This window comes from Streptomyces sp. NPDC104202 (genome assembly GCF_055584185.1).
Map to the genome: position 1 here is coordinate 27,995 of NZ_JBVJMN010000056.1, position 13,094 is coordinate 41,088.

Sequence of the window (13,094 nt, forward strand, 5' to 3'; positions counted from 1 at the left end):
AGGAACGGGGAGGACCGTCCGCGGGGTTCAGCGGGGGCGGGACCACGCGGACGCGGCCCGCACCCGCGGGCCGGGCGGGAGACCGCCCGGCACCGGCGGTCCCCTGCGTCAGAACCCCTCGGAGCGAGAACCGGCCTCCTCGTCCGACTTCGCCATGATGTCGGTGGTCTTGTTCCCGGCGTCGACGACCATCCCGAGCCGCTTCCTGACGTACTCCAGGGTCTCGGTCAGGTTCTCGGTGGGCCGGTCGACCTGCTGGTGGTAGGTCTTGCCGATCTCGTCCTGCCCCGCCGACTGCTTGTTGATCCGGTTGATCTCGACGATCGCCCGGCTGAGGTCGGTGAGGCAGCGCGTGTAGTCGTCGTAGTGCGCGAACTTGTTCTTGAGGTCGCTCAGGACCTTCAGGTCGTCAGCCACTGAACTCCTCCTGCTTTCCGGTGGGGATGCGGCTCTCGGCCTCGGCGGCGAACTCCTCCTGCTGCGCCTTCTGTTCGGAGGCACGGCCGGCCTTCGTGTCCTCGTCGGCGGCGAACTCCTCCTGCTTGGCGGCCTTCGGCACGCCCAGGGTCTCCTCCAGACCGAAGGAAGGGGCCATCGCCCGCAGCGGCTTGAGGAGTTCGTCCATCTCGACGGGGGTCCCGGCGAGCCCCGTCACGCTGCGCAGGTGGCCCCCGAAGTCCTGGAAGCCCTTGATGCGGTCGATGACCTGGCTGCCCATGGCGGCCCGGGCCTCGTTGAGGACGGTGACCAGGGCCGCGGCCAGTTCGGCCGGCGCCATCGACTGGTACGCCTGGGTGTGGAAGGTCATCGAGACCACCTGGCCCTGGGGGCCGACCGTGACCGACACCATGTGGTCCTTGGAGGTCGCGGACGCGGTCGCCGCGTCCAGCTCGCGCTTGGCCGCGAGCATCCTGTCCCGCTGGTCGTGCAGGGCCGACATCGCGTCCTTGAGGATGCCGTCGAAGTCGAGGGCCATGGGCCGCCTTTCGTGAGAGGAGGGGGAGGGAGGAGGGACGGACGGCCTCAGCGGCCGATGACCCCGCTGACGGATCCGGTGTCGGTGCCCCAGGTGTCCTCGTCCTCGGTGAGCCAGGTGGTGCGCTGCCGGTCCTTGCCCTGGTTGGGCTGGCCGCCGGCGCCGGCGCCGGGGTTCATCGGCGGCATCATCGGCGACTGCGTGGCGGGGGCGCCGCTGCCCGTACCGCCTCCGGTACCGGTCCCCGTCCCGCCCGGCGCCTGCCGGCCGCCCGTCTCCCCGCCGGCCGAGGCGGTCGCGCCGGAGCCCGGCGGGGGAAGGCCGACGGAGCGCGCCGCCCGGTCGCCGAGCGCGGCGGTGCCGCCCGTCGCGGTGCCCGTGAAGCTCTTGGCGCCGCTTCCTCCCGCGCCGCCGCCGAACTGGTCCAGCAGTCTGCTGTGCGCGGTGCCGGGGCCACCGCTGGTCGCGGGGTGCGGCGTGGGACGGGAGTTGAGGGCGTGCTCGGCGTTGGTCAGCAGCTGGTAGGCGCGGCTCAGGGGCTTGCCGCTGGTGTCGACGACGATGCCGTCCTTGAGGGTGGCCCCCTTGGGCAGCGCGTAGGGGTTGCCGTTGGAGTCGAGGAGCGGTTTGCCCTTGGCGTCCACGACGGTCCCGTCCGGAAGGACCTTGGCGCCCTCGGGGAGACGGATCTGGTCGTAGCCGGAGCCGGGGAGCCCCTTGCCCGGCGTCTCGTCGGGAGAGGTCTGCGGCTGCCCCACCTTCGCGCCGGGCGGGGCGACGATCTGCTTGCCGTTCGAGCCGAGGACCGGCTTGCCGTTCGCGTCGTAGACCTTGCCGTCCTTGCCGATGCGGGAGCCCGGGGGCAGGACGACCGGCTTGCCGTCCGCGCCGGTGACGGCCTTGCCGTTCTTGTCGAGCAGCGGGGCCCCGCCGCCCGCAGTACCGGTCCCGGGCCGGGTCGGCGGGGGAGTACCCGGTCCGCCGCCGGTGCCCGACCCGGGGAAGCTGTCGGGCAGCCCGGTCTTCGGACCGCCCGAGCCGCTTCCGCCGCCCGTGCCGCCGCCGATCCCGCCGATCCCCCCGCTCCCGGAGCCGCCGCCGGTCCCACCGCCGACGCCGCCACCCGCACCGCCTTCGCCGATGCCGCCGATGCCCCCACCGGCACCGCCGCCCGAGCCGGCACCGCCGCCTCCGGGGGGAGTCTCGGTCGAGGGACCGCCCGCGCCGCCGCCGGTGGGCATCTGGAGGCGCGGCTGGTAGATGCCCTCGCGCAGTGCCCCTCCGAGGGCGAGGTACTTCGTGTCCACCTTGCCCATCTGTGTGTTCGCCGCCGTGTCGAGCGGCGCCAGGTTGTCCAGCCACTTCTTCTTGGCCTTCAGCTCGACGCCGTCGAGCCAGAACTTCTGGCTGACGTCGGACCCGCCGCTGTCGACGACCTTCGGGTTCGACGGGTAGTAGTAGGTCTGGCCGGGCGCGCCGCTGTTCTGCGTCCGCCACGTGAAGGTGCACGTGGCGCCCGTCATGACCTCCGTGAGCGCGTCACGGCTCAGGGTCACGGGGCTGGAGGCCGGGCCCAGCGCTTTCGAGTTCGCCGGCCGCCACCAGTTCTCCAGCGCGACGTACATCGCACAGAGGGAACTGTTGAGCTGCTGCTTGGCATCGGCGATGAGGGTCTCGTACCCGCTGTTCTTCGAGAAGTCGAACGTGGTCGGATAGCCGGTGGCGCCCTGGGGCAACTGGGGTTGGGCGAGGTCGAGCTGGACCTTGCTCATCTCCGTGGAGACGACGTCGAGGAACTTCCGGAAGGCGCCGGCCGCGCTGCCCTTCCACTCGCTCTCGTCGGCGTCGACGCTCTCCTCCCAGCGCTTGAGGATCGGGGTCCACTTCGCCAGCCAGGCGTGGGCGCCGTGGACCACCTCCGCCGCGGCGTCGAAGGAGGCGAAGCTGACGGCTCCCGTGCTGCGCGTCTGGGAGAAGACGAGTTCCGTGAGCGCCTTGTCGGCGTCGCTGTGGAACAGGTTGAACTTGGACTGGGGGCTGTCGAGGACGTTCTTCCAGTCCAGGTTGAACCCGACCACGCACGAGTACACGGTGCTCACGTACTGGTTGGCGGGGATGGGGATGATGTAGGAGACGTCGAACTTCTCGGAGAGGGACCTGCCGTCGCCGGACACGATCTCGACGTGCGCGGTCTCCGAGGCCCGCCACTTCTCGCCCGTCACCGCCTCGCGGTTCGTCAGGGAGTTGGTGTCGGGGAGGAGGACCTTGATGGCCTGTTCCCAGGTGAAGGTGGTCATGGGTGCGGGAGTCCTTCCGGAGGCGTCGGCGGCGTCAGGGCTTCGGGGCGGCGCCGGTGCCCGACCCGGCGCCCGAACCGCCCGAGCCGCCGGAGTCCCGCTGGATGTCGTTGAGGATCTCCCACATCTCGGTGACGTCGACGGACTCGTCGTCGGAGTTCTGGAAGGTCTCCTTGACGAACATCAGGTCGAGGTTGGCCGACTTGGCGATCCTGCGGAACGCCTCCAGTGCCCCGTTCAGCTCCTTGCACAGGGACGCGAAGCCCTCCTGCACGGACAGGGCGCTCACCATCTCCTTGACGTTCCCCGGCAGGAGCTTGCTGTTGCCGACGCCCTTCTCCCAGGACAGCAGCGCCATCACCGACGGATCCTGGAAGTCCTTGAGGAGCGTGTCGAACTTGAACGCGAAGTCGCGCAGCACGTCGTCCGTGATCGACGTGACCGTCTCGTCGTGCGGTTGCGGGGTGGATCCCATGAGTGCTCTCCTGCCGAGGTCTCGCTCGTACGTCGCTGCCGTCCGGCACGGAGAACGCGGGCCCCGCACCACGGGGTTCAGACCTGCCCGGGAACGACGGAACCCGGCGAGCCGGCGAGGGCGGCGGGCCGGGTTCCGGAGGGGGCTCAGCGCTGGAAGAGGTAGGCGCTCTTGCGGTCGCCGTTGCGGATGATGCCGTGGGCGTCCGCGAGCAGGTCCGCGCCCTTGTCGAACTGCTCCGAAAGCCTGAGGTCCAGATTGCTCACGGCCTGCTTGAACTCGGTGAACTCCTTCGCGGCCTCACCCGTGAACTCGGTCTGGATGGCGTCGAGGCGCTGCACGATCGTGTGGAGGGCCGAGTTCATGGTGGCGGCCACCTGCTTCATCTGCGCATTGGCGTCCTCCAGCGCCCCGTGCTTGATGTCCATGTTCATGTCTTCCATGCGCGTTCCTTACCGAGAAGAGGAGGGGAGGGAAGGGAAGGCGGCGGAGGCTCGGGAGGCACGCCGCCCTGGCGTCACTTGCTGAGGATGTCGTAGACGTCGCCGCTCCAGAGGTCCATGTTGGCCTCCGCCTCGCCCGCGGTGTCCGTCATGACCTTGCTGGTGGTGCCGACGGCGTCCAGGAGGTCCTTGTACTCGGCCATCACCGTGCGGTAGCCGCGCTGCCAGTTCTCGATCTTCGCGATGAACTTGGTGCCGGCGGTGGACTTCATGCTGTCCGCGACCTGCTGGGCGATGTCCTCGGACTGGGTGTAGGCCCGCTCCATGGTCTGGAGGTGCCCCTCCAGCTCGCCCAGGGTCTGGGTGAGCACCGCGGACGACACCTTGAGGTTGTCGTGGGGAATGTCGGTCACCTGATCTCCTTCGATCGTACGGTCGTGGGGGTTCCGGCAGGGGGAACGGGCCTTTCAGCGCCCGGGGTTCACCGGTCTCCCGGTGGACGCGACCGCTGCCGTCAGCTCTTCGGGTCCCGCCGCGCCGCTCCGGCGCAGACCGGATCCGCCGCGGCCCTGGCCGAGTCGACCACCCCCGCCGCGGCCAGGGCCGCCGGGTCGAGGGCCGGCCCCGAGGGCAGCATGGTCAGCAGCGTCGCGGGCACGCCCACCGCGACCGCGCCCCCGTAGCCCAGGGTCTTCGCGGACTCCGGTGTCGGCAGCGGGTACTTCACCCCGTTGTCCGCGACCAGGTACGTCGTCCCTGTCGCACCCGCCCCCGACAGCGCCCGCACCAGCGCGCCGCCGCCGGGCCGTACGGAGACCAGGTCCGCCGCACCGCACGCCGCCGTCACGCCTGGCTGCGGCGTCACGGGCCGGCCCGCGACCGCCGCCGCGTCGACCACGGTCACCAGGGTGCCGGGGCCGCCGTCCGCGGCGGGTCGCACCGCCGTGCACACGGCCTGCCCCGGGTCCGGCCGCACGAGCTCCGGCGGAGCCGCCGGAAGGCCGACGTCCGGCAGGGTCCCCGCCGGTGCCGCGTGGGCGGCCAGATCCGCCGCGCCCACCTCCACGGCGACCGCCGGCGCGCCCGCGTACGCCTCCCGCTGTGTGCGCGGGTCGCCCCGCAGCAGCTCGAACCGGGTGCGGTCCAGCGCCGCAAGCCCCTTCCGGGTCAGGACGTACGGCTCTGCGCCGGGGCCCGTGAACAGCCGGCCGATGCGGGTCTCCCGCCCGGCCAGGACGGGACCGGGCGTGCCGCGGCCCGCGATCTCCGGCAGGGCGAGGTCGGGTCCCGCCGGCAGCGAGTTGAGGTACGAGGACGCCACCGGGAACGGGGCGGACGTGCGGTAGCCGAGCGCCGCCCCTGCGCCCGCGCCGAGGCGCAGGCGCCGCCCCTGCCACAGGAGGTGCTCGGTGCCGTCCGAGGCGGCCACCAGCACCGCCTGTCCGGGTCCCGGCGCCCGGCCCGTGACGGCCGCGCCGACGGCCACCGACACGACCGGACCCGGCTCGCCGGTCCCCGCGGCCTCCGTCAGACCGCACACCAGCCAGTCGCCCCGGCCCAGCGCGGACGCGGCCGGGAGCCCGTCCGGCGCCCCCACGATCCCCACCGGCCCGCCGCGCGGCACCGCGCCGAGCGAGTTCAGCCCGACCTGCGTGACGGTCATCTTCTCGCCGGCCACCAGCCGGGCACTGGCCTGGTTGAGCACGGGCCGCAGCTCACCGCCGACGAACAGGTACCGGGCGCCCGTCTCCTTGACCACGACCAGCGTCCCCGGCTTGGCCCAGCCCGTCGCTCCACCGGGCCTGATCGCCCCGTACAGGCCCATGACGAGCGCGATCACCACGGCGATGAGCAGTCCGGAACGCACCCCCCGGGTGGTCCGGCGGGTCGGCAGGTCCAGGGCGTCGGGCTCGCCCCGCAGCATCCCCGCGCCGAGCCTGCTCATCACGAACAGGTGGGCCTGCACCTGGTCGCGTCTGGACTGCATGGGAACTCCTGGGGTGGGAAGGGGACGTCGGGGGTCGGGGTGTCGCCGGTCGGGCCGCTCAGCCGGTGAGCCCGCGCACCCACGCGAACACCCCGGCCTCGGCCAGCGCCAGCGGGAGCAGGCTCAGCGCCAGCGCACTGTGCAGCAGGTCGGCGGCCCGGCCCCAGTACGGCAGCAGCCGCCGCCCCGGGACCGTCCACGAGAAGATCGCGAGCGCCGCGGCGGCCGCGACCAGACCCGTCAGCAGCCCGAGCCGGCCCGACGCGCCGAGCGCCGCCGCCCAGCCGGCCGCGAGCAGGACCAGCCCGTACACCCCCGGCAGGATCAGGGCCAGCCGCTGCCACCGCGAGCCGACCTCCCGCACGTGCAGGACCAGCAGCAGCGACAGCACGGCCGTCAGCGCCACCGGTGCCCAGCCGGGCGCGGGCGCCATCAGCGTCAGGCAGCCGGCGCACAGGACGCCCGTCACCCCGTGGAAGGCGGTCAGATAGCCGTCGGCGACGGCGCTGCGCTCCACGACCTCCTGCGCGGGGTACGGCTCGATGTCCTCCTGCAGCTCCTCGGCCCGGCGCGGCAGCGCCGGCAGCCTCAGCCCCGAGAGGCGGAAGGCGAACCCCGGCAGGAACGCCCCGAACGCCACCACGAGCACGGCCGTCACCCCGGCCGTCTCCGAGGCCGACAGCCCCGCCAGGACCAGCGCCCCCGCCGACGACGAGGCGACCGCGGTGACGAGCAGCCCGAGGAACAGCGGCGCCGAGCAGGCCACGGACGCCAGCGCCAGGACCGACGCTCCCGCCGCCGCCGAGCCGCCCGCGAGCAGCCGGGCGCCCATCAGGCCGCCCTCCCCGGCCGGCACCAGCGCCCCGGCCAGCGCCAGATAGGGCACCGCCGCCGCGCCGAGCGCCGTACCCGCCCCCGCGTCGCCCACCGCCCGCGCCGCGCTCCCCGCGCCGAGGAGCAGCAGCATCCCGGTGCCCGCCGCCGCGACCACCCGCAGCGGCCCCAGGTCGCCGGAGAGCGCGAGGAGGACGAAACCCCCCGCCAGCGCGAGCAGCGCCACACCGAGCGCCAGGTGGTGGGTCAGTGCGGGGTGCCAGCCGTCGCCGCGCCGCTCCAGACCCGCCGCGACGCCGTCGACGACATCGTCGAAGTGCACCTCCGGAAGGGCCTCGCGGCGCATCCGCAGATAGAGGCGCTCGCCGTCGCGCAACCCGAGGGCCTCCGCCGTCCGCTCCTCGTCCAGCGGCTCCTCGCCGAGCCGCTGGAGCACCCAGCCGCCCGCCTCGACGGCCTTCTCGTCCAGATCGTCACCGGAGTACCCGACGATGGTCGGCAACAGGTCCGCCAGGGGGACGTCGGCCGGTACGGAGAGCTCGACCACCTTGTGCGGCCCGTGGAACCTCAACCGGCACAGCCCCGCCACCGCGCTACCGCTCACTGCCCGCGTGTCCTTCCTGCTGTCCAGCCGAGGCCGGAAAGCCCTCGGCGGACAGGGGAACGGAAGGACCCCGCCGACGGGTTCAGCCGCCCCCGGGCGGACCACCGCGCAGCGCGCGCACGAGCGCCTCGACACCCGCCTCGCCGTGCCGCGCCACGAGCACCGCGGCGAGGTCGGTCACCGACCGCCGTTCGCCCTCGCTCCAGCCGGCCGCCGACGGATGCTCCTCCACCACGAACGCGCGCGCGATCAGCCGCGCCCCGGGCTCCGGGACATCGCCCGGCGCCGCGGTCCCGAGCAGCCGGACGAGCGCGTCCACCACCGCCGACGCCGGGGCCGCCGGCACGTCGAGACCGGTCACGGCCCCGCCCTGCGCGTCCTCGACCCCGAGGCCGACGCCCGGCAGCCACGCCCGCAACAGCGCCCGCACCTCGTCCACCTCGTCGCCCTCGTCCTCGTGCACCGCTCTCCCCCCGACCCGAACCCGACGTGCGTGCGCACACCGCCTCGCCCACCCCGGCGACCCGCCCGGCATCCGCACGCGCACACCTCCACGACGATCCCTCCGTGCCGCAGTGGTCAACGCGCCCGTCCGCCGACCGGGTTCATCCGGCGTTCAGCGGAACCCACCGTACGGACGGGGTGAACCGTCCCGCACCACCCGTCCGTTCCCGACTGACGAGGAAACCGCGGAAAGTCGGCCGCCGGGCGGAAGCCGGGCGTGAGGAGCGTTGATCGTTGAGCGTGGTGCAAGTCAACCGCCCGCCGCGGCGGCCGGGACCCGAGATGCCCGACGGCGAGATCCAGCTCCAGGAGCCCCCGGGTCTGCCGGAGAAGCAGAACGGCATGGGCAGCATCATCACGATGCTGCCCATGGCGCTGTCCTCGCTCTCCATGGTCTTCATCTTCCTGCGCCCCAACGGCGGCATGATGACGTACATCGCCATGGGCACCATGGCCGTCTCCGCCATCGGCATGGTCGTCACCCAGATCATGCGCGGCAACGCCGACCGCAAGCAGGAACTCACCGGCGAACGACGCGACTACCTCCGCTACCTGGCACAGATGCGGCGGCAGGTACGCAAGGAGATCCTCCGCCAGCAGGAGGCCCTCGCCTGGCGCCACCCCGACCCGGCCGAACTGCCCGCCCTCGTCCGGACCTCGCGCCTCTGGGAACGGCGCTCCTCCCACCCCGACTTCAGCGACGTGCGCATCGCCCTCGGATCCCAGCGCCTCGCGGTGCGCCTGGCCCCGCTCGCCACCAAACCCGTCGAGGACCTCGAACCGCTCAGCGCCCACGCACTGCGCCGCTTCATCCACGCCTACGGCTCCATCGCCGACCAGCCCGTCGCCATCCACCTCCGCGGCTTCGCCCACGTCCTGATCCGCCCCTGCGACCGGTCCACCGACCCCGCCGAGGCCGGCCCACGGCCCGAGGGCGGCCCAAGGCCCGAGGGCGGTACCGCTCCCGCCCCCGACGACGACCGGCCGCGCGCCCTCGCCCGCGCGCTCCTCGCCCAGCTCGCCACCTTCCACGCCCCCGACGAACTGCGCGTCGCGGTCGTCGCCGCACCCGAGCGGCGCGCCCACTGGGAGTGGACCAAGTGGCTCCCGCACGCCCTGCACCCCCACGAGACCGACGGCGCCGGACCGCTGCGGCTCGTCGCCGGCAGCATCGGCGAACTGGAACAACTGCTGGGCGAGGAGTTCGGGGCCCGGCCCGCCTACGAGCCCGACGCCACCCCCAGCCGCGACGAGCCCTACACGGTGATCGTCCTCGACGGGGCCGTCCTCGGCTCCCCGCACCGGGTGGCCCTCGGCGGCTACCGCAACGCCACCGTCGTCGACGTGGGCTCCACCCTGGAATGGAAGCACGGCCGGCTCACCCTCCGCCTGCGGATCACCGGCACCCCCGGCGGCCCCGCCGCCCTGGAGATGGTCGGCGCCGACCGCAACCGCAAGGACCAGAGCACCCCGCTCGGCCTCCCCGACGGACTGACCCCCGCGGCCGCCACCCGGCTCGCCACCGTCATGGCGCCCTACCGCCTCGGCGACACCCTCGACACCGGCGAACCGCTGGAGACCGACTTCGACCTGGCCGGCCTGCTCGGCATCCCCGACCTGCACCGCTTCGACGTCAAGGAACAGTGGGCGCGGCGCAACCAGTCCAACAAGCTCCGGGTCCCTCTCGGCCTCGGCCCCGACGGCACCCCCATCGACCTCGACATCAAGGAATCCGCGCAGGGCGGCATGGGCCCCCACGGCATGCTCATCGGTGCCACCGGCTCCGGGAAGTCCGAACTCCTGCGCACCCTCGTCCTCGCCCTGGCCCTGACCCACTCCTCCGAGATCCTCAACTTCGTCCTCGTCGACTTCAAGGGCGGCGCCACCTTCCTCGGCCTCGACGGCCTGCCCCACACCTCCGCCGTCATCACCAACCTCGCGGACGAGGCCGACCTCGTCGACCGCATGCGCGACGCGCTCCACGGCGAGATGATCCGCCGCCAGGAGCTGCTCCGCGCCGCCGGAAACTACGCCTCCCTCCTGGAGTACGAGACCGCCCGGGCCGCCGGCACCCCGCTCGACCCGCTGCCCACCCTCTTCGTCGTCGTCGACGAGTTCTCCGAACTCCTGGCCGCCCACCGCGACTTCATGGACCTCTTCGTCATGATCGGGCGCCTCGGCCGCTCCCTCGGCGTCCACCTCCTGCTCGCCTCCCAACGCCTCGACGAAGGGCGTGTGCACCAGCTGGAATCCCACCTGTCCTACCGGATCGGCCTGCGCACCTTCTCCGCCATGGAGTCCCGCGGCGTCCTCGGCGTGCCCGACGCCTACCAGCTCCCCTCCCAGCCCGGCAACGGCTACCTGCGCAGCGACATCTCCACCCTCACCCGCTTCAAGGCCGCCTACGTGTCGGGCTCCTACCGGCCCAAGCGCCGCGCCACCGCGCGCCGTTCGGTGATCGAGGGCCAGGTCGTCGCCCTCGGCACCGAGTACGTCGCCCCGCGCGTGCTGCCCGCCGCCCCCGACCCGGAGGAGGAGACGCCCGCCGAGGCCACCGGGACACTCCTCGACATCGCGGCCGAACGCCTCGTCGACGCGGGTCCCCCCGCCTACCAGGTGTGGCTCCCGCCCCTCGACGTCCCACCCACGCTGGACGAACTGCTTCCCCCGATCGGCCCCGACCCCGAACTCGGCTTCACCGCCGAAGGCGACCTCCGCGGCACGCTCAAGGTCCCCGTCGGCGTCGTCGACAAGCCCTTCCAGCAGGTCCGCGACCTCCTCGTCGCCGACCTGGGCGGCGCCGACGGACACATCGGCGTCGCCGGCGCCCCGCAGTCCGGCAAGTCCACCCTCATCCGCACCCTCATGACGGCACTCGCCCTCACCCACACCCCCGCCGAAGTCCAGTTCTACTGCCTGGACTTCGGAGGCGGTGCCCTGTCCGGCCTGCGCGGCCTGCCCCACGTCGGAGGCGTCACCGGCCGCCACGACCCCGACCGGGTCGTCCGGACGATCGCCGAGGTCAACGCGGTCATCACCCGACGCGAGAAGTACTTCGCCGAGCACGGCATCGACTCCGTCGCCGCCTTCCGCCGCAGGAAGGCCGCCGGAGAACTCCCCGACGACCCGCACGGAGACGTGTTCCTGGTCATCGACGGATGGAACACCCTGCGCCAGGAGTTCATGGACCTCGTCCAGCCCCTCACCCTCATCTCCCAGCGCGGCCTGAACTACGGCGTCCACCTCGTCATCGGCACCACCCGCTGGGGCGAGATCACCGGCGCCCTCCGCGACCAGCTCCAGACCCGCTTCGAACTGCGGCTCGGCGACGCCGTGGACTCCGTCGTCAACATGCGCGCGGCCTCCAAGGTCCCCAAGATCCCCGGCCGCGGACTCACCGGCGAACAGATGCACTTCCTGTGCGCACTGCCCCGCATGGACGGTATCGGCACCGCACACGACCTCAGCGAGGGCGTCGCCGACCTCGTCGACGTCGTCGCCGACCACTGGACCGGCCCCCGCGCCCCCGAGGTCCGGATGCTGCCCCTCGTCCTCGACGCCGCCGACCTCCCCGCACCCCACGGCTCCCTGCGGATCCCGCTCGGCGTCGAGGAGAACGACGTCCAGCCCCTGTGGCACGACTTCTCCCAGGACCCGCACCTGATCGTCGTCGGCGACAGCGAGACCGGCAAGACCAACCTGCTCCGGCACATCGCCACCCAGATCATGCGGGCCTACACCCCCGACCAGGGCCGCCTGATGCTCGTCGACTTCCGCCGCGAGCTCTACGACACCGTGCCCGAGGAGTACCGCCTCGGGTACGCGGTCTCCGCGGACCCGCTCCGCCAGATGATCACCGGCGCCGGCAAGGCCATCGCCAACCGCGTCCCGGCCGCCGACATCACCCCCGACCGACTCCGGCTGCGCGACTGGTGGAGCGGCCCGGAGCTCTTCGTCCTCGTCGACGACTACGACCTCGTCGGCAACTCCCTCTCCGCCCATCCCTTCGCCGCCGTCCTCGACAACCTCGCCCAAGGCGCCGAGATCGGCCTCCACGTCATCGTCGCCCGCTCGGCCAACGGCGCCGGCCGCGGCCTCTCCGACCCCCTCCTGCGCAAGCTCCAGGACGTCAACACCCCCGCCGTCCTCCTCTCCTGCCCGCCCACCGAGGGCTACCTCTTCGGCGGTACGAAACCCAAGGTGCTCCCCACCGGACGCGCCCAGCACATCACCCGCCGCCGCACGGTGCAGCTCCAGACCCCCCTGCTCGACCCCGACGGCGGGACCCCGCAGAACGGACTCCCCGGATGACCACCACCCCCGCCACCGCGTCGGGCACCCACCCCGTCGGCCCCCACCTGGTCATCGCCTCCGAGGAGACCGCCGCCGCCCTCACCCCCGTCCTCAGCGCGCTGCCCCCGGTCCCCGGCGCCCTCCTCGTCCTCGCCGCCGCCCCGGACGCCGCCCCGGCACTCCGCCGCGCCCTGCCGGACCTCGTGCACCTCGCCACGGAGCGCGGCGCCACGCGCCTGATCCTCGGCGCCTCCGGCCTCGCCGCCCGCGGCCCCGACGGCACCCGTCCGGTCCGTACGGTCGCCGCGGCCGCCGCCTTCACGGTGATCGCCCCGGACGGCGTGGTCACCGTCGATCCGGACGGCACCCTGCGCCTCGCGGAACCGGGCACCTGGTGGCGGGCGGAACCGGGGGAGGAGCCCCGCGCACTGGGGGCGGGGTGGCCGCCGGAGCAGGCGACGGAGGCGGGGGAGGGGACGGAGGAACCGGCGGGACCGGAGACCGAGACGTCGGGTACGGAGGCCGGAGATCCCGAGCCAGGGGATACCGGGGGTCGTTCCGAGGCGCCGGACGGCCACGGGCCGGAGGGGCGGGAAACGCCGTCGCTGCCCCCGCCCCCCGCGCCCCCCGTGCCCGTGGTGGCGGTCTCCCAGGGGGGCGCCCACGGATACGCGGCGTCGC

General features: G+C 73.3%; 10 protein-coding genes. 1 reads left to right on the forward strand and 9 read right to left on the reverse strand.

Features of this window, described 5'->3' with window-relative positions:
* Positions 1-108 precede the first annotated feature (108 nt).
* The 9 genes from ACZ60W_RS28950 to ACZ60W_RS28990 form a co-directional block, all read right to left on the reverse strand.
* Positions 109-417: a hypothetical protein gene (locus ACZ60W_RS28950; protein WP_469758331.1), complete on the reverse strand. Its 309-nt coding sequence runs from the start codon at positions 415-417 to the stop codon at positions 109-111.
* On the reverse strand, positions 410-976 hold the full coding sequence (locus tag ACZ60W_RS28955; RefSeq protein WP_469758332.1) for a YbaB/EbfC family nucleoid-associated protein: 567 nt from the start codon (positions 974-976) through the stop codon (positions 410-412). Before ACZ60W_RS28955 ends, ACZ60W_RS28950 begins: the two co-directional genes overlap by 8 nt.
* 47 nt (positions 977-1,023) lie before the next feature.
* Positions 1,024-3,273: a hypothetical protein gene (locus ACZ60W_RS28960; RefSeq protein ID WP_469758333.1), complete on the reverse strand. Its 2,250-nt coding sequence runs from the start codon at positions 3,271-3,273 to the stop codon at positions 1,024-1,026.
* A 34-nt stretch (positions 3,274-3,307) separates the two neighbouring features.
* The gene (locus ACZ60W_RS28965; RefSeq protein ID WP_469758334.1) at positions 3,308-3,748 is read right to left on the reverse strand and encodes a hypothetical protein; all 441 of its coding nucleotides are present in this window, start codon (positions 3,746-3,748) and stop codon (positions 3,308-3,310) included.
* 146 nt (positions 3,749-3,894) lie between these two features.
* Positions 3,895-4,191, reverse strand: coding sequence for a WXG100 family type VII secretion target (locus ACZ60W_RS28970; protein WP_469758335.1), 297 nt, complete (start codon positions 4,189-4,191; stop codon positions 3,895-3,897).
* A gap of 74 nt (positions 4,192-4,265) precedes the next feature.
* Positions 4,266-4,604 (reverse strand): hypothetical protein, encoded by a 339-nt coding sequence (locus ACZ60W_RS28975; RefSeq protein WP_469758336.1) that lies wholly within the window; start codon positions 4,602-4,604, stop codon positions 4,266-4,268.
* Between the two features lie 101 nt (positions 4,605-4,705).
* On the reverse strand, positions 4,706-6,178 hold the full coding sequence (gene eccB / locus ACZ60W_RS28980) for a type VII secretion protein EccB (protein ID WP_469758337.1): 1,473 nt from the start codon (positions 6,176-6,178) through the stop codon (positions 4,706-4,708).
* 58 nt (positions 6,179-6,236) lie between these two features.
* Positions 6,237-7,616 carry a type VII secretion integral membrane protein EccD gene (gene eccD, locus ACZ60W_RS28985; RefSeq protein ID WP_469758338.1) on the reverse strand — a complete coding sequence of 460 codons (1,380 nt, stop codon included), beginning with the start codon at positions 7,614-7,616 and terminating at the stop codon, positions 6,237-6,239.
* 82 nt (positions 7,617-7,698) lie between these two features.
* Positions 7,699-8,079 carry a hypothetical protein gene (locus ACZ60W_RS28990; RefSeq protein ID WP_469758339.1) on the reverse strand — a complete coding sequence of 127 codons (381 nt, stop codon included), beginning with the start codon at positions 8,077-8,079 and terminating at the stop codon, positions 7,699-7,701.
* Positions 8,080-8,354: 275 nt separating this feature from the next.
* Here ACZ60W_RS28990 and eccCa point away from each other — a divergent pair, with 275 nt between their 5' ends.
* Entirely contained in the window at positions 8,355-12,431 is a 4,077-nt protein-coding gene (eccCa, locus tag ACZ60W_RS28995; RefSeq protein ID WP_469758340.1) for a type VII secretion protein EccCa, read from the forward strand.
* The last annotated feature ends 663 nt before the right edge of the window (positions 12,432-13,094 follow it).